The sequence below is a fragment of the Fimbriimonadia bacterium genome (genome assembly GCA_039961735.1).
Classification (GTDB): Bacteria; Armatimonadota; Fimbriimonadia; order Fimbriimonadales; family JABRVX01; genus JABRVX01.
The window spans coordinates 24,596-41,556 of sequence record JABRVX010000009.1 but is presented as its reverse complement, the minus strand read 5'-3'; the positions used below and the strand labels follow the sequence as shown (position 1 = coordinate 41,556).

Below are 16,961 nucleotides of genomic sequence, written 5' to 3'. Positions count from 1 at the left end.
GAAAACGTTCTTCGTCGCGAATCACGCCTTCCATGAGGCTTGTCAAGCCTCCTCCGCGCCATTTCAAGCATTTTCCGTTGCATTTCACGCTTCCTTCTCCGCCGGCAATGCCAGCTTCCCGGCCTTGAGCCATTCGTCCAGTTCGGCGGCGTCGAAGCGCCATTCCCGCCCGGCTTTATGGGCAGGGATGCGGGACTCACGCACCAGCTTATAGACGGTGGATTTGCCCATCTGGAGGTATTCCGCCGCCTGCTCGACTGTCATCCACTTGGTCATTCATTTTGCCTTCTACGGTAACGTCCATGCAACTGATGAGCAGAATATAGCAAAGTCTGCCAACATGTCAAGCGCGGATTTCCTCTCTTCGGCGGATTTTTCTCCAGGCCGGTAAGTATCGAAGCGGCAGTAGTTGTATTCGTCAAGCTGTTTCAGGATGTCGTCGGGTGCGCTGCCGGTTGGGTACAGGTTCGTGACTTGGTTGCGGCATACTGCCATGAAGTCCGCGTAGCACTTCCCGTTGGTGCCCGTAGGGCCCAGCCAGACGCGGTACGCCTTGGTGATTGCTCGATCCCACAGCGGGAAGAGCTTCGGGCACAGTAGGTGGAGGGCCTTGGACGCACCGACAGGACCCAGCAACCGCTCGAAGTCCTCGAAGACCTCCGGTACTCCAGACTCGTCGGTGAGTCCGCAGATGGAGGTGTTGCGCCACCGGAGGAGCCGGACCTGGTACTTGGCGATGAGCGCCTCGAGGTCGTCCAGGTGCCTCTTACTTGGCTTGTGGTACCGGTAGTACGCTTGGTTCCAGGTCTGGAGTAGGACACCGATAGCCTCGCCAACGGTCAGAGGGGAATCACCATCGAACGCCTGGCTCACCAGGTAGTTCGCCGCACGGTAGAACAGGTCCCTCAACTCGTTCTCATAGAAGGCCGACCGCGCTGTCTCTAACTCAGCCTGGCTAGGCAAGGGGTACTGCTCGTCTACCAATTAGCCTTACGCTCCGTCCACGTGGATTGTCGGCGTACCGATTCCTCTAGCTGGTCTGGGGCGTGGTGCTTAGAGGGTCACTTCGACAGCGAAGGTCATGTTTGCCGCCCGGAAGTGACATTGTACCACGTTTTCACTAGTCCATTCCCGGTACGTCGGTGACGAATCGGTGCGGAGACATAGGTTACACCACAACACCTTTTGGCGGGATAGGCTGGAGCACGAACCCGCGTCATCCCGATAAGGCGTGTGGGATAAGGCGACGGTGCACCCGGACGGGAGTGACCCCCGAAGCTTGCAGCCCGGTCACATCTCGCGAGGCGTTTGGGAGACCGCGATGGTGCACGAAGTGGAGTTAGGGGAGCGTCTTTCGAAGATGACTGGTTTTCATCCACTCCCGTGCCCCTCAGCTCAGGAGCGGCCGGCGCCCATTTTGCAGTACAAGCCGCTGGCAGGGGGTGCGCGGGAGGCCCAGAATCAGGAGTACAGCACCGCGATTGAGGCGACGCCAATGCACGCACTAGGGAGTCTCGTCATGATCACTCCGATTCTTATCACCTTCGCCGAAGCGCTCGGCGGCGGCCAGATCCAAGACCAGTCTGTCTCGCCTATAAGCGAGCACACCGGCGACCAGCTACGGGACCAGTTTGCCTCGCCACCTGCGTGGTCGCGCCCCCACACGTGGTGGCACTGGATAGACGGCAACGTCACGAAAGAGGGCATAACCACCGACCTAGAGGCCATGAAGCAGGCAGGCCTCGGCGGGGCACACATTTTTAACGCAGGCAGCTTCGGCGGCCACGACAGCAACGGCAACTACGTGACCATGCCGAAGGGCCCCATCGTGTACAACACCCCCGAGTGGCGAGCACTGATGGTACACGCGATGCGCGAAGCCAAGCGGCTCGGCCTGGAGATTACCGTACACAACTGCGCCGGATGGTCATCCAGCGGCGGTCCGTGGGTGAAACCCGAGGATGCGATGAAGAAGGTGGTGTGGTCCACGGTGGTAGTCCAAGGGCCCTCGCAGTACGATACCACACTCCCACAACCACCGACGGTGCACGACGAGTACCACGACATCGCGGTGTTCGCGCTACCGGAGGTAGATGTGCCAGCACAGCCAGATGCGCACCACGCATATCTGACAAGCATGGGTGACAACGACGGCAAGCCGTTCGATGAGCTGAAGTGGCCAGTGGTGGATCGGACGCGCCTCACCGATGTGAGCACGCATGTTACCGGTGGGCGTCTGACGTGGTCTATTCCTGAAGGTCGCTGGACCATACTCCGAGTCGGTTGGACACTAACAGGAGCACAGAACGTCGCCTCAAGTGACAGCGGGCGAGGGCTCGAAGTGGACAAGCTGTCCCGCGAGTCGTTCGACCGTTACTTCGACGGCAGTCTGCTCCCCCTCATCCAAGATGCTGGTCCGCTTGCCGGCGACTCCTTCACCACGGTGCTGATCGACAGCTATGAGACGGGTAGGCAGAACTGGACACAGAGTATGCCAGAGGAGTTCCGCAAGCGCCGCGGCTACGAATTGCTTCCCTACCTCCCTGCCCTGTGCGGCGTGGGGATCGACGACACAGACACGACTCAGCGCTTCCTATTCGACTTCCGCCGCACCATCGCCGAGATGTGGTCGGAGCACTACGCGGGGCGTTTTGCCGAACGGCTGAAGCAGCACGGCATGCAGTTGGCAGTCGAGCCCTACGGCAACGGCCCCTTCAACGCGTTCACCTATGCCGAGCCTGCGGGACTGATTATGGGAGAGTACTGGGTCGGAGAAGGGACTATCAACTCGAGTGTAAAGCTGTCGTCATCTATCACCCACGTGCTAGGGCGGAAGGTGGTCGGAGCGGAGGCGCTCACCGCCACCCCTGACCGAGCCGGCTGGTCCAACCACCCATATCAGTGGAAGCCGTTCGCCGACCGCGGCTACATCAATGGCATCAACCGGATCATCTATCATCGGTTCACTCATCAGCCGTGGCCGAGCGGCGTGCTGCCGGGCATGACGATGGGGCCATGGGGTTCTCATGTGGATCGTACGCAGACGTGGTGGCATCTTGCACCATCGTGGCATGACTATCTCTCTAGGTGCCAGTATCTGCTGCAATCAGGCGAGTTCGTGGCGGACGTGTGTGTCTGCACGGGCGAGGACGAGCCGCAGGCGTATCGAGAAGAGATGCACGGTGTGGCTCAGGTGCCGGAAGGGTACGGCTTCGACTATTGCACCGCGCGTGTCCTCATGGGTGCCACGGTGAAGGACGGCCGGCTCGTGCTGCCGGGAGGGATGAGCTATCGCTTGCTGGCGCTCCCGGCCTCGGGGCGGATGTCATCGCAGTTCGCGGCGAAGATTCGGGAGCTTGCTGCAGCAGGCGCAACCGTCGTGGGTGCACCTCCAAGCCAGACGGCTGGCCTGAATGACCCGCTCTCCGCGGGCCTGGACATAGGAAGCTCCATACGCGCGACCGTTGCCGACGCACTGAGAGACCTGAAGCTCCCACCCGACTTCCACAGCGAGAGGGGTGGCGTCAACGCGATCCATCGTCGGATCGGGGATGCCGACGCATACTTCGTAACATGGTTCGGGCGGCAAGTAGTGGAGACGAAGTGCTTCTTCCGCATCGAAGGGCGTCAGCCTGAGCTGTGGCATCCCGAGTCGGGTGTGGTAGAGAAGGCGGCGATGTTCAAGCGGGTTCCCGGCGGCGTGGAGTTGCCATTGAGACTCGGTCCCGCGGGGTCCGTGTTCGTGGTGTTCCGGAGCGAGGCTCCGACGGCGGATCCGGTGGTCACGGTGGAAGCGGGCGTTTCAGAGGCCCCGGTGGAGAGCGCAGTGAAGGTCATCAGGGCCGAGTACGGCGTAATCGGTGACATGTGGAGAAGCCGAGATGTGACAGACTTGGTTGCTGAGGCGATTGCAACGTTCGGAGAGGTGGAAGCTACGAACGAGAGCATGGGTGGCGACCCCGCCGTCAACATCGTGAAGCAGTTACGTGTGATCTACTCTGACGGGGGGAAGGAGCGCACAGTCACTATCCCAGAGGGCGAGACCCTCCGCATTGGCAGAGCGCGCGCGGTGCCTAGTGTGAGCTGGGAGTTGAAGGAACATGACGGTGCGTTCTACTTGCACGCATGGCAGACCGGATTGTATCGCGTGATACACGACTCTGGTGCCAGCCAGGCCATCGAAGCAGAGGTGTCGCGTTCCCTCGAGCTGCCCGGTCCTTGGGAGGTCCGATTCCCGGCTGGGTGGGACGCACCCGAAAGCGCGACTTTCGGCGATCTGATCTCGTGGACCGATCACCAAGAGGTCGGAATCAAGTACTTCTCCGGCACCGCCACCTATCACCGGCAGTTCGATGTGGATTCGGCTCTGCTGGGCGAGGGCAAGCGACTGGTGCTCGACCTAGGAACCGTGCGCGAGATCGCCGAGGTTCTGGTGAACGGAAAGAACCTCGGAGTGCTGTGGTGGCCACCGTTCCGTCTCGACGTGACCGATGCTGTGAAGGCGGGCAGCAACGAGCTCGAGGTGCGGGTGACCAATCTATGGGTGAACCGACTCATCGGGGATGAGCAACTTCCGGACGACATCGGTTGGCAGGGCGTTACCTTCAGCTCGTGGCCGGAGTGGCTGGTGAAGGGAACTCCTCGTCCTGAGCCACGTCGCAAGACCTTCACCACATGGCGCCACAACCGTGCCGATACGCCACTCATCCCATCAGGCCTGATGGGACCCGTGGTGCTACACCCGGTACGAGTCTATCGGCTCTCGAACTAGCTTGCCAGCCTACAGCATCGCGCCACTCGCCGATGCCGGGACAGCAGAACGTTCTGGTCGCGATGGTCTGCTTCCAGCACGGTGGCTTACGCAGGACCGAGGTTGACAGACTCCGAATCCTCGGCTATTATGCTTGGGAGCATCCGCCGTGCGGCCTCACTTGCACAGGAGTGGGGTGAGTCAATCGCTGCCGGATAGCCTAGCCGGTTAAGATCGACGTTCGCGCCGAGTCTAATCATCTCAGAGGAGGTGCGAGGTCAGCTAGGATGCAAGCAGCGGCATACTGCATGTGCGGGGTCTGCTCCTCGATTGGAGTGAAACCGGTGGGACCGGCTTGGATCCGAGCGCGAATTGGCTCGCTAGGTCCGGCCCAGCGCTTCGAGCTTGACGGGGACAGCGCATGGCAGGCACTTCGTCAGGCCGTGGTAGCGCGGGTGGCCGCACATGCTCATGCCAGGATGCTGTCCTCAGACGATCTGGAAGACCTCGCTGGTGAGGTCCTCGTTCGCGCAGCACCCGCTCTGATCGGAACTAGCCACCGGATTAGGCACCAGGCTGCGTTCCTGAACAAGCTGATAGCGAACCAATACCGTCAAGTACTGCGCAAGAACGGCCCCGTGTGGACCAGTGTGAAGGACGAGATCGTGGACATCGCACGCGGCCGTCGCGGGGAGCGGGGACTGGCACTCTGGTACTGCGACGGCGCAGATCTCGTTGGCCTGAGTAAGTGGCAAGGTACGTGCATCGTTCCCACTAACGCCTACCTGGACTCCCTCCAGACGATCAGGCTCGGCCGAGCGGTCCGGCTGCGTCAGGGGCTGAGCTCTCATCTCGACACTACAACTTTGCTGAAGGCACTGCTAACGTACCTCGGGACCCCAGTTCCGGTCACACACGCTGTGTCTCTTATATTCGAGTTGCGACGCCTCCGAGAGGTGCGGCATGTACCTCTCGACCACCTACTAGCCAGTAGGGCCGATCCCGCTGACTCTAGTGACATCGCACATGAGGTAGAGGCCCTCCAAGTAGTTGAGGAGATCGCCGCAGCATGCGAGCTGCTCGACGACGATCGTCTTGCTGTGTTCGTTCTTCATCTGGAAGGCGAAACGGCGCGGTGCCTTATGCGCGCTGCTCGGCCCCAATTGGTGTCCCGACTCCATGCCCTCTTTGCGATCGCCTTCCCGCCAAATGGAGAGGATGCTCTACGCCGGTTACCTGTACCAGACACACAGATTGCTGCACTCATTGGCCGGCCACACCTCGCTCAACGTGACGCACAGATATGCACTTCGAACCTCCGACGATCGGCTCAACGAAGGATCTCACGAGCCATCCTGGGTACCGCCACAGGCACGAGCGGAAGTGGATTGCAGGAGGCTTCGAATGAGTGACGGCTGTCCCAGCTCGGGCGAACTAACTCGCTGGCTCGCAGGAGCGCTTGCCGAATCCGATGCCGATGCCGTTCGTACCCATGTGGAATCGTGCACGGTCTGTCAGGCTGTGCTCTCTAAGGCAGCACCTGCTGCGCTATTTGCTCACATCGCAGCGTCCGAACACATCGCCTCCGTCACTCTGTCCGAGTACGCTGATGGAGGGCTCGGCGGCGCGCGTAGGCAGCTAGTTCAATCACACATCGAGCAGTGCCCCATGTGTCAAGCGCGGCTCGCGCGATTGCAAGAAGACCGTATGCTGTGCAGCCAGCCCGCCGCCACTGTCACGAACTACCCTCGCCGGGGGGTGGTTAGGACGCTCAGTCGCTCGTGGCGAGATGCCGCCGTCACTTTCGCAGTTGCGCTGGTTGTGATCGGCGCGTGGTGGCTCTTTGGCACAAGTCATCCGGTCAATCGAGACGGCGTAGTAACCGTTGCGCTGCCACCAGCGTTGCTGCGTGAGCTTCCTGCAGAGAAGCGAGAAGTGATGCGCGAGCTGTGCAGGAATCTCACGCGAACCACAGGCGTTGCAGTGACGATACAAGGCAACCAGTATCGTGGCGCGAAATCTCTGGAGCCTCCTGTGCGGATCATATATCCCTTACCTATGGATGTCCTGCCTAGTCGAGATCTCGATATTTTGGTGCGAACACCGGGGGACTCGACCACGATGGTCGAGGTCTTCGATAAGGAATCCGGGAGCGCAGTGGGACGGTGGAAGGTTCCTTCGGGTAGTGCTATGCACTTGTCTGAGCAGTTGGTCCATGGGCGCACGTACACCATCGTATCGTACTTGCAGAACGACCCGGGATTGCGATCTGAAGATCGGCTCTTCAGCACCGCACCAGAACCGCTCGCCAAAACGGTCCGGCGCCTGTCGGAGCTTTGCCGAGGGGATTCACTACTCCTCGGGGCACTCTACGAGATCTACGGCATGTATGGAGCAGCAGATCGCTACTACGCTGACGCGGTAGAGTCCATGGGACAGACGACTCGAGGACGCGACGTGTACCAGGCATGGCGAATCCGCTCTGGGCTAGAGCGGCAGCGCTGAGGGGCGTAGGATGTTCCGCAGGGGACTGTTCGTGCTCAGTGTGCTCATGATAGCCACGAGTACGACTGCGCCGGAGCTGCGACCCGTGGCAAGCGTGTCCACCGACCGTCTAGTAGCTCATGCACGCTCACTAATCGCACACGAGTCGGGCGAGCCCGTACCCTATCTTCTCGAGGCATTGCGCGCCCGTTCTGTCCGCGGTGATTTGAAAGGCGTAGATGAAGTCCTACGACTCTTGGCCGAGCATGCACGAGATGCTGGAAACGCCTACGAGTGGGGTGAGCGAATCGTCGAGCTGGATCTTCGCCGTGGGGTATCAGACGACGTGCTAGCCAGGGATCTGGTGGACCTTGCCAGGCAGTACAGATACGCCGTTAGGCGTCCGGATGCTAGAGAGACGCTCGACAGGGCCGAGCCGATAGCGCGCAGACTCGGAGACCTCGGCCTATTGGCCCGCATACAGGCGCAGCGGGCCAACCTGACTGGTGACGAGGGTAGGTTCATGGATGCAGGCGTGCTGCTCGAGGCCGCCAGAAACCTGTTCGAGCGACACGGGGTGCCGAGCCGAGACTATGCAGAGGTTCTGGCAGAGCTAGGACAACTGCAGGCGGAGTCGGGACAACTGCTCGAAGCTTGGTGGTCATTCGCTCGCGCAGAGCAGATTGCATCTCAATGCCTGGCCGCTGCCGAGCAGTATTGGCAGTGCAAAAAAGCAAACGACTCAGCACTGATGGCAAGCGCGGGCAGGGCGCGAATTCTTGCTGCCTTCGGACGATTCGAGGAAGCAATCCGAGAGGGCCAGAACGCTCGTCGCATAGCACTTCGGTCCAATCTGGGAGATCGCAGGTACATGATCTTGGCCGAAATGGCCGAATGGGCACCTAAGGCAGGAAGGCCGGACCTCGCGGAGCGATGGTACGAGCTTGCGCTGCGTGTGAACGACCCGTATGCCCGGGACCGCGTTCGGCTGGCATACGCCGCGTACCTGATCGAGACTGGCAGGGCTTCCGAGGGCCTATTGCTGTTGGGAGAGCTGCCGCTCGATTTGCCACCAAAGCAGCGTGTGGAGCGGTTGCTGCTGATGGGCAGAGCAAGCCTGGCGAGAAAGGACAACCATGGAGCTATCGCCCTCTTTCGAAAGGCCGTTGTGACAGCACAGGAGCGTGTGCCATTGCCTGTGCTCCTGTGGCAGGCCCATTCAGGGCTGGGGCAGGCGCTGCTCAGGGTAGGCAAAGATGTCCAGGGAACGAACGAGCTCATGGCGGCAGTGCAGGTTGTGCGCGACTGGGCGGGAGGTGTGCTCGATCCGGCTCTGGCGTACGAGGACGGCCCGAAGTCGCCCTGGTATGGATACAGCCTGCTTGTTGCTACACACGTGCGCCAGGGCCACGCCCAGCTGGCGCTCGCCTTATCGGAGGAGATGAAGGCACTAGCAGCGTTGGCCGACCGGTCTGACGCAGGTCTCGGCCTAGCCGGTGGCGGGCAGATGGAAAAGCGGGTATCTGACATACGCACAGCCATTGCCAGTGCGAGACGTGCCCTGCACGAGAATGGGCTTCGGGATCCCAGCGCCCGAGCACGAGCCACCGCCGAACTGCAGCTCTTGGACAACGAGCTCTTGCGACTCGCTGGCCAGCAGGAGCGCACTGGCGACGTGAGACCAGACTGGATCACGAACGCTGCACGAGAGGTGGCGAGGCAACGAGAGTGTGCAATCGTGAGTTACTGCTTGGGAGAGAACGAGAGCATCGCCTTCATCATCACGGCTGCAGGCCTGAAGGCGAAGCGACTGACGGTCCCGAAAGATCAACTGCGGGCTCTCGCAGGCCTCATACGCAACTACAGACTCTCCCCTGAGCACGCGTGGAAGTCCGATCCGACGCCCCGTCTCTTCGGCGCCCTGTATGACACCCTCATCGCACCTATTGAACCCGAACTGCACGGAACGAAAAGGCTCGTCATCGTTCCCGATGGCGTTTTGTGGTCACTGCCGTTCGAGATGTTGTGGCAGCGCCAAGGCTCGCAGACCCACTACCTGATCCAACGCTATGTCGTCTCTTATGCTAACTCGGTGCATGCGGCTGTGGAGTGGACTGCCCGTTCGAGCAAACTACGCCGAGGTGCGCTGCGGGATGTAAGGGTCGTCGCGAATGGCGTGGCGAACGACGAGTCACGTTACGAGCTGAGCCCGCGCGAGTCATCCATTGCGATCCACGATGCAGAGATTGTGCGCCAGGCGCTGGGAGGCCGAGTTGTTGTAGCGGAGGGTACTGCAGCAACCAAGGACGCCATGATGCGTGCGCTCTCCCAAGCGAACGTATTACACGTTGCCGCACACGGGACATACGCCGACGACTACCCTCCCGCCTCGTACATTTCGCTCGCGCGCGGAGAGGGAGACTCGGGCATTCTTCGGGGCTGGGAGATTGCCAGCGCTAAGTGTAGTGCAAGGTTAGTGTTCTTGGCCGCATGCGACACTGGGAGGACATCCTCGGTGCGCGGACGCGGCTTGCTGGGTTTAACCGGCGCGGTGATGGCGGCAGGCGCCCACGCTTGCATCGGGTCGCGGTGGGCAGATCGCGATGCTGCTACGGAATCGTACCTAGCTTATTTCTATCGGTACTACGCCAAGAGCCTATATGCTTCGGACGCCGCTCAGAAGGCAGTCTGTCACCTCATCGCAGACGGGGCGCCACCATACGACTGGGCGGCGTTCGTGGTGTTGGGATGGTAAAGAACACAGTTCGTCTACTTGCGTTCTTGCTCCTAGGGGGCCTGCTTGGACTAGTGTGTATCATAGTTCTGTCGGTGAGCCAGCGCCCGCGGGTTGCTGTCCCGATCGAACGCGGCGTTGAGATGGTAGGAACCGAGCAGGCACCGCCCGTTCCTCCCCTACGATTCGCTACGAGGCCTCACACCCTCGTCGAGGTGCTCTCCGGTGACGAACTTCGCCCCTTCGGTCTCGTGCCACTGATTGGCCATGCGTCCGCGATCGCCCTCGACCCCGCCGATGGAAGACTGCTCGTCACCCTCGAGGATCGGCACACGATTGTGGCCTTCGACACGGTGACGCTGATGCCGAAGACCACATGGTGCGTGGACGGGCCTGGACTTCCCTGCTCGGACCTAGCATACAGCGCAGCGAGAAAGGCGTTGGTCGCCTCGGAGCCCGGCATCACCGCGCTCGTGCCGCTGCCCGAGAAGGGCGGCTTGGTGAGGGCCACGCACCTGCACGAGGTCCCTGAGCGGTGGCCCGCCGTCACCGACTCGACAGGATCGCGGATCTTCCGGTCGGTAGTGCTGACCGGGACGTTGCAGGAAGCGGTCGAGGTCTTCGGGTCGGCGAACTCCACAGAGTCGCGTATTGTCGCGTTGGTGGGTGGGCGTCCCGAGTGCAAGGGCGACTGGCTGTATCTTGCGCATCCGCGCCGGCACCGTCTCACCGTGGTTGCGGTGGGATCTGGACGCGTGCTCGCTCGCCGCAGCTTCGGCGATGGCAAGCGGTCGTGGCACGAGTTCCCGGCAAACGTGCTTGCGGACCCCGCGTCGTCGCACGTATACGTCCCGATGCAGGATCACTCGGACACCGTGCTAGCACTGGACGGCCGGAGTTTGAAAACCGTCTGGTCGGTTCGAGTCGGCAGCCGACCGACACGCATCACCCTCGACCCGCTACGCCGGCGGTTGTACGTAACCCACCTCTTCGACTATCGGCTCTTCGTGCTGGATGCGGATACGGGCAGTGTCGTCTCCGTGCTCGAGTATGACGACCTTCCGCTCACCGTCCTCCCCGACGCGCGCACCGGCCGCGTCTTCGTCCAATTCGCCGGAATGATCTCTGTGCTGCAAACCCGAAACTCTTCTGTCAAGCGCCGCTGATTGCCTTAGGGGACAATCACTCGGTCGCTTTTGTCAGCCAGGAGACTGCACGCACCGGTCCTTCGGGAGACGCATTCCATCGGAAAGACCGGTTATGGGAGGCCCCATCCACGAGCCTGAGTACCGAGTATCATAGGGAAGGCAAGGAGTGCGGCCTATAAACGACCTAAGAGCCCCGTCGTTAGGCGCCCTCAGAGCTGATTGCAGCCCAGTGAGCGCGGAGGCACATGCAAGAGGGTAACCGAGAAACACGAAGCGGCGCAGGAACGGACTTCATACGAGAGGCCATTCGGCAGGACCTGAAAGAGGGGCGATTCGACCGCGTGCACACACGCTTCCCCCCCGAACCCAACGCTTACCTGCACATCGGTCACGCCAAAGCCATCTGGATTGACTACGGAATCGCCCAGGAATTCGGCGGGCTGTTCAACCTGCGCTTCGACGACACGAACCCTGTGAAGGAGGAGCAGGAGTTCGTGGACGCCATTATCGAGGACGTCAGATGGCTCGGTGCGGACTGGGGCGACAGGCTTTTCTTTGCCTCGGATTACTTCGATCAAATGTATGTTTGGGCCCAAGAATTGATCAAAAAGGGGCTGGCCTACGTGTGTGACCTCTCGGCCGAGGAGTTGAGCGCGACTCGCGGAACCCTCACGACACCCGGCACCGAGAGCCCGTATCGCAACCGGAGTGTGGAAGAGAATCTGGACCTGTTCCAGCGCATGAAGGCTGGCGAGTTCCCGGACGGCGCCAAGACACTACGCGCCAAGATTGACATGTCCCATCCCAACCTGCTAATGCGCGACCCCGTGATGTACCGCATCCTGCACGCCGAGCACCACCGGCAAGGCAACAAGTGGTGCATCTACCCGATGTACGACTGGGCGCACGGGCTGGAGGACTCCATCGAGGGCATCACGCACTCCCTGTGCTCCTTGGAGTATGAGATTCACCGCCCGCTGTACGACTGGTTCTTGGACCAGCTCGGGATCTATCACCCGCGGCAAATCGAGTTCGCGCGTCTGAACCTGAGCTACACGGTGATGAGCAAGCGTCGCTTCATCCAGCTTGTGAACGGCGGGTATGTGAGTGGTTACGATGACCCTCGGTTGCCCACCTTGGCGGGCCTGCGTCGCCGAGGTTACACCCCCGAAGCGATTCGTGAGTTCTGCCGCCGTATCGGGGTGGCCAAGACTGACAGCGTCGTGGACGTAGCGGTGCTGGAGGACTGCATTCGGGAGGACTTGAATAAGCATGCGCCGCGCGTTATGGCTGTGATGAAGCCGCTGAAGGTGGTACTGACGAACTATCCCGAAGGTCAGACAGAAGAGCTGGACGTGGTGAACAACCCGGAGGACCCTTCTGCCGGCACGCGGAAAGTGCCGTTTGGTCGCGTACTGTACATCGAACAAGACGACTTTCGCGAAGACCCACCACCCAAGTTCCATCGCCTGGCACCAGGCCGCGAGGTACGGTTGCGAAACGCATACCTGATAACTTGTGTGGATGTGGTGAAAGATGCGGACGGTACCGTGGTGGAGCTTCACTGTACCTATGACCCGTCAACGCGCGGCGGAGATGCGCCGGATGGACGGAAGGTGAAAGCGACGCTTCATTGGGTGTCGGTGGAGCACGCCGTCGAAGCAGAGGTGCGGCTATACGATCACCTATTCCGGAAGCCGGACCCCGACGACGTAGAGGAGGGGCAAACCTACTTGGACAACCTCAACCCCGACTCGCTGACAGTCACCACGTGCCGAATAGAGCCCAGCGTAGTGGGATCTCCCGTCGGGTCTCGCTACCAGTTCGAACGCACGGGCTACTTCTGTGTGGATCGGGACTCCACGCCCGAGCGTCTCGTCTTCAACCGCACGGCCACCCTCCGCGACACTTGGGCGAAGATCGAGAAAACACTTTCACCTGGCAACTAGGGGTCGTTAGTGCTGTACCGCATCAAGGCTGGCCGGTTCCGGTGCTGACAGACTGTGGGCACGTCATGCTGAACATGCGTTCGGGGGCCGCGAGCGTCGGGGCAGAAGTCGGTGGCATGCGGGATGCAACCGTATACTTCGACAGGTTCGGCATAACGGACGGATACGGGGCGCAAGGTGCCATGCCGCATAGGTCAGTCCGCATTCGCTCAGCGCTGAAGGTGCGAACTCTTACATCTCTACCTCCGGTGCAGGAGTGGTGGAGGCTATGGGAACGAGCTCGGCGTGACGGTAGCGGGCGTCGGGGAACCCGGCGCCCGCCCACAGAAGAAGGAGAGAGGGGCCGCGCCTCGAAACCGCATGCCTGCACCGCGAGCGGCGAGGGCATGCTAGGCTGTTCTAGCTAGCCACCCTGAGCTTTCCGCATCTCGGCGAGGAACGGATCGAGGGGCATGTATCCAGACACTTCATGAACGACTTCGCCATTCTTATCCACGAAGACAATTCGCGGGAAGCTATTCACGTTGTACTTCTGAGCGAGGGACACGCCCTTTCCCTTCTCTGCGTTGATCTTCACCAGCACGAAGGTGCGGGCCGCTTCCATGAACTTCTGCGTGGAAAACACGTCCGAGTCGAGCTTCTTGCACCACCCGCACCAATCCGTGTAGAAGTCCACCATCATCAGCCGGTTGGAGGACTTCGCAACGGCAAGGGCCTCGTCGAAGTCGTAATACCAGCGCGCGCCGACCAGATCGGCCTCGGCGACCATCTGGGCTCCCTTCGGCATGGCGAACACGGCCTTCAGGTCAATGAGGGGCTCGGTGTCGAAGTTATCGCTCAGGATCAACAACGGAGCCTTCTCCTTGGCGGAGCCAATCGCGATCTCGGCGTGTTTGGCCAAGCCGTCCGAAGGGTCAATGTACAGCTTCATCGTCTTACCTGCTGTCTGATCCAGGACGACCTTCACACAATCGTACTTGGAGCCTTCGATGGTCTCCGACCCGACATAGGTCGCGGACTTCTTCATCCTGGCAAGCGTCTTGCTCTCTTCTTCGAAGAAGGGACTCCACGCGAGGAAAAGATCATCGCTAAGGCTCTCGGCGAGCTCGCCGCTGCGCAAAGACCGCGTGTAGTACTGGTTCTTGGAGGCGAAGAACTCCGAGCAATTCTTTGCGTCGAGAACCTTGATGCGACCCGCCCGCTCTATCCGCGCATAGGAGGGCCGAGCCAGGGTCAGAGATGCCTTACCGTGATTCTCCCCACCCCGAAAAGCTTCGATTTGAACCTGCAACGAGTTGAGCGAGGAGAGCTTCTGGCCATACTCGGTGAGCATCTGCTCGGCCTTTGCGTCCCCCACCGCCGACGCAGAGAGCGTAAGCAACGCTCCGAACAAAACACTAATCACCGCTAAACCTCCTGCGAACCCCGGGCGTCTATTCTGGATAATGAGCCCGATGGGCACTCGGAAAGTGTACCAGGAGGACTACTGTTTTCCGTTACCGGGAATCGTGGTTTCCAGTGAATAGACGAGTACCTTTGTCAGGTTGGGAACGGGTGCCAGTCGCTGTATACTGCTTTGCCACGCCGCGGGGGAGACACGGGCGATTGGCCCCAATCGTGCCGCCGCTAGGTTGCGGCCCGAGAGGCGAGCGGCGCGTGGCGAGCCTCTCGGCTGGAATGACGATTTCGAGAAGGAGGATTCGGTACGAGTGCCGAAGCCTCGGATTTGGTTGTCTCGTTGAAGGATTTGCATGCTCGAAGGGATTCGAGTTTTCGCGATACCGCAGCAAAGGGGATGAGGTTCGGCCATGCCAGAACAACACTGGGCGGACTGGGTTCACTCCAGAGGTGGCTCGGACGATGAGCATATCCCGTCGTATCTGAACCGCCTGACCCAAACCGAAGTCCTTAGCGCAGAGGAAGAAGCACACCTTACGCGTGAGGCGGTGGCTGGCTGCGAGGAGGCCCGCCGAAAGCTGGTCGAAGCCAACATGCGGTTGGTAGTGAACATCGCCAAACACTACCGAAACCGTGCCATTCCATTCGAGGACCTCGTGCAGGAAGGCGCAATCGGCTTGATGAACGCGGTCGCCCGCTTCGATCCCTCGAAGGGATACCGCTTCAGCACCTATGCAACTCACTGGATCCGGCAGTCGATCGGGCGAGCGATAGATAACAAAGCGAAGGCCATCCGGCTGCCCGCTCACGTCTCTGAGACCCTACGCCGTATCGAGCGCGAGCGAGCACGGTTCCGGCGCGAGCGGGGGATTGATCCCACTCCCTCGCAGATCGCCGAAGCGCTCGGGATCAGCATGAAGAAGGTCATTCACCTGATGCAGTCGGCACAGGAACCGCTGTCACTCGACATGTCCATCGGTGAGGACGACACGACGACGCTGGGCACGCTGCTTCACGATGCGATCACGGCGAATCCCGAGCAGGCGATGCTCTCTGCGGAACTGCTTCGGGAGTTGACCGAGATCATGGCGGAGTTGAGCGACCGAGAAATTGAAGTAATGCGTCGGCGGCTCGGCCTGGAAGCCGAAGGCGAAGCGCACGTCCTCCAGGAGATCGGGCGAGAGTTGCAGCTATCTCGAGAGCGCGTCCGACAGATCGAGATGCAGGCACTGAAGAAGCTGCGCCAACTCGCAAGGCGTCGCCAGCTTCGAGACTTATTGACGAAGTAGCCCCGGCGGGGTACGCTTCCAACATGAGTCCGTTGCTTACGGCTGTCGCATTGCTGCTTGGTGTCAGTGAGATTCGGGTGGTGGTGATCGGCGAGGTCCAGGTGCCCGGGGAGCACGTGCTGCCCGCCGGAGCGAGTCTGTTGCACGCACTGGATGCTGCAGGTGGGATGCTGCAGAGCGCGGACACCTCGCGCGTGACGCTTCAGCGCAAGAACTCCACAGACCTTATTCCGATAGACCTCACGCGCCTCACCAGACTCGGAGACCCGGCGCAGAACTATGAACTGCGAGACGGTGATCGTATCGTGATATTGCGGCAGGCGAGATCCTCTGTGTGGATACGCTCCGGTTCCGTGATGAGGCCCGTGGAGTTCGAACCGGGGTTGATCGCGCTCGAGGCGTTGCGCCGAGCACACTGGCTGGCGACGGGGGACTCCGATCGGATTCGGATCGAACGGTGGATGCCAAGCGGAGCGCCTGTTCGATACGAGTACACGGTGAGGCAACTGCTATCAGCGGAGCCAGACGTGCAGAAGCTGCAACCGGGCGACGTGATCTACGTGAGCAGAGGCTCATTGCGAGATGGTGAGGAGCGAGGGGGCGACGATGGGAAGTGAACAGGCCGGAGCGCTATCTCTAATCATACGACAGGCGCGAATGGTGAGTCGTCAGATCGAACGGGCAGTGACCGGGCTGACCGAGGAGCAGGCGGACTTCCGATTCGGCGAGGGCATAATGTCCGTCCGAGACACGCTCGTTCATCTAGCCGACAACTGCCTCGCGCTGTCGGCAGAGCTCGAGGGCCGCAAACACGACTTCGGAGCCTGGCGGCCGAGCGGTGAAGGACTCGTTCACCTCCTGCGCGAGTGGGGCGAACTCCGGGAGCAGGCCCTTGCCAAGGTGGCGGAGCGGCTCCGTGGCGTTGACCTCGATGCGCTGATGAAGGTGTCGTTCGCGACCTGGCCGGGATGGAAGGTGCTGACCGAGTGGGTCGTTACACACGACGCCTACCACTTGGGTCAGATATGCGCGTTGCGGCTCGCTCAGTGCCCCGACTGGGACATGTACACAGTGTACGACCCAGACGAAAAATCGGAGTAACCGGACGGCTGTTCGAGAGTTAATCTATAGGGAACGGCGCGCACGCGGCGAGGCTGGGTGTTCGTCCGGTATCATACCGTCATGCTGTGCGCTCAGACCGGTTGCCCG

At 60.9% G+C, this 16,961-nt stretch carries 12 protein-coding genes; 8 read left to right on the top strand and 4 right to left on the bottom strand.

The window, feature by feature from the left end; all coding sequences use genetic code 11:
• Nucleotides 1-84: 84 nt before the first annotated feature.
• Nucleotides 85-276, bottom strand: coding sequence for a helix-turn-helix domain-containing protein (locus HRF45_03500; GenBank protein MEP0765593.1), 192 nt, complete (start codon nucleotides 274-276; stop codon nucleotides 85-87).
• A 12-nt stretch (nucleotides 277-288) separates the two neighbouring features.
• Nucleotides 289-984: a hypothetical protein gene (locus HRF45_03495; GenBank protein ID MEP0765592.1), complete on the bottom strand. Its 696-nt coding sequence runs from the start codon at nucleotides 982-984 to the stop codon at nucleotides 289-291.
• A 535-nt stretch (nucleotides 985-1,519) separates the two neighbouring features.
• On the opposite strand from HRF45_03495, the gene HRF45_03490 reads away from it, so the two are divergent.
• Nucleotides 1,520-4,771: a hypothetical protein gene (locus tag HRF45_03490; GenBank protein MEP0765591.1), complete on the top strand. Its 3,252-nt coding sequence runs from the start codon at nucleotides 1,520-1,522 to the stop codon at nucleotides 4,769-4,771.
• 467 nt (nucleotides 4,772-5,238) lie between these two features.
• Here HRF45_03490 and HRF45_03485 read toward each other — a convergent pair whose 3' ends face one another.
• A complete protein-coding gene (locus tag HRF45_03485) occupies nucleotides 5,239-5,601 on the bottom strand; it encodes a hypothetical protein (protein MEP0765590.1) in 363 nt (120 codons plus the stop codon).
• 553 nt (nucleotides 5,602-6,154) lie between these two features.
• On the opposite strand from HRF45_03485, the gene HRF45_03480 reads away from it, so the two are divergent.
• The 4 genes from HRF45_03480 to HRF45_03465 all read left to right on the top strand — a co-directional run bounded on the left by HRF45_03480 (nucleotide 6,155) and on the right by HRF45_03465 (nucleotide 13,065).
• Complete coding sequence (locus HRF45_03480; GenBank protein MEP0765589.1) at nucleotides 6,155-7,255, top strand: hypothetical protein; 1,101 nt, start codon at nucleotides 6,155-6,157, stop codon at nucleotides 7,253-7,255.
• A gap of 10 nt (nucleotides 7,256-7,265) precedes the next feature.
• Nucleotides 7,266-9,989 carry a CHAT domain-containing protein gene (locus tag HRF45_03475; GenBank protein MEP0765588.1) on the top strand — a complete coding sequence of 908 codons (2,724 nt, stop codon included), beginning with the start codon at nucleotides 7,266-7,268 and terminating at the stop codon, nucleotides 9,987-9,989.
• Between the two features lie 122 nt (nucleotides 9,990-10,111).
• The gene (locus tag HRF45_03470; GenBank protein MEP0765587.1) at nucleotides 10,112-11,134 is read left to right on the top strand and encodes a hypothetical protein; all 1,023 of its coding nucleotides are present in this window, start codon (nucleotides 10,112-10,114) and stop codon (nucleotides 11,132-11,134) included.
• A 227-nt stretch (nucleotides 11,135-11,361) separates the two neighbouring features.
• Entirely contained in the window at nucleotides 11,362-13,065 is a 1,704-nt protein-coding gene (locus HRF45_03465; GenBank protein ID MEP0765586.1) for a glutamine--tRNA ligase/YqeY domain fusion protein, read from the top strand.
• Between the two features lie 403 nt (nucleotides 13,066-13,468).
• Here the strand turns inward: HRF45_03465 and HRF45_03460 are convergent, their stop codons facing one another.
• Complete coding sequence (locus tag HRF45_03460; GenBank protein ID MEP0765585.1) at nucleotides 13,469-14,470, bottom strand: thioredoxin family protein; 1,002 nt, start codon at nucleotides 14,468-14,470, stop codon at nucleotides 13,469-13,471.
• 403 nt (nucleotides 14,471-14,873) lie between these two features.
• On the opposite strand from HRF45_03460, the gene HRF45_03455 reads away from it, so the two are divergent.
• Genes HRF45_03455 through HRF45_03445 form a run of 3 tightly spaced genes read left to right on the top strand, consistent with a single transcriptional unit; the run spans nucleotide 14,874 to nucleotide 16,853 of the window.
• Nucleotides 14,874-15,752, top strand: coding sequence for an RNA polymerase sigma factor RpoD/SigA (locus tag HRF45_03455; protein ID MEP0765584.1), 879 nt, complete (start codon nucleotides 14,874-14,876; stop codon nucleotides 15,750-15,752).
• A gap of 23 nt (nucleotides 15,753-15,775) precedes the next feature.
• Entirely contained in the window at nucleotides 15,776-16,369 is a 594-nt protein-coding gene (locus tag HRF45_03450; GenBank protein MEP0765583.1) for a hypothetical protein, read from the top strand.
• Nucleotides 16,359-16,853 carry a DinB family protein gene (locus HRF45_03445; GenBank protein ID MEP0765582.1) on the top strand — a complete coding sequence of 165 codons (495 nt, stop codon included), beginning with the start codon at nucleotides 16,359-16,361 and terminating at the stop codon, nucleotides 16,851-16,853. Before HRF45_03450 ends, HRF45_03445 begins: the two co-directional genes overlap by 11 nt.
• Nucleotides 16,854-16,961 lie beyond the last annotated feature (108 nt).

Bases quoted from the DNA above. Each gene is read 5' to 3' on its own strand.
- HRF45_03500 (MEP0765593.1), bottom strand. From the start codon at position 276: ATGACCAAGTGGATGACAGTCGAGCAGGCGGCGGAATACCTCCAGATG.
- HRF45_03475 (MEP0765588.1), top strand. From the start codon at position 7,266: ATGTTCCGCAGGGGACTGTTCGTGCTCAGTGTGCTCATGATAGCCACG.
- HRF45_03465 (MEP0765586.1), top strand. From the start codon at position 11,362: ATGCAAGAGGGTAACCGAGAAACACGAAGCGGCGCAGGAACGGACTTC.
- HRF45_03485 (MEP0765590.1), bottom strand. From the start codon at position 5,601: ATGAGAGCTCAGCCCCTGACGCAGCCGGACCGCTCGGCCGAGCCTGAT.
- HRF45_03455 (MEP0765584.1), top strand. From the start codon at position 14,874: ATGCCAGAACAACACTGGGCGGACTGGGTTCACTCCAGAGGTGGCTCG.
- HRF45_03450 (MEP0765583.1), top strand. From the start codon at position 15,776: ATGAGTCCGTTGCTTACGGCTGTCGCATTGCTGCTTGGTGTCAGTGAG.
- HRF45_03480 (MEP0765589.1), top strand. From the start codon at position 6,155: ATGAGTGACGGCTGTCCCAGCTCGGGCGAACTAACTCGCTGGCTCGCA.
- HRF45_03490 (MEP0765591.1), top strand. From the start codon at position 1,520: ATGATCACTCCGATTCTTATCACCTTCGCCGAAGCGCTCGGCGGCGGC.
- HRF45_03445 (MEP0765582.1), top strand. From the start codon at position 16,359: ATGGGAAGTGAACAGGCCGGAGCGCTATCTCTAATCATACGACAGGCG.
- HRF45_03470 (MEP0765587.1), top strand. From the start codon at position 10,112: ATGGTAGGAACCGAGCAGGCACCGCCCGTTCCTCCCCTACGATTCGCT.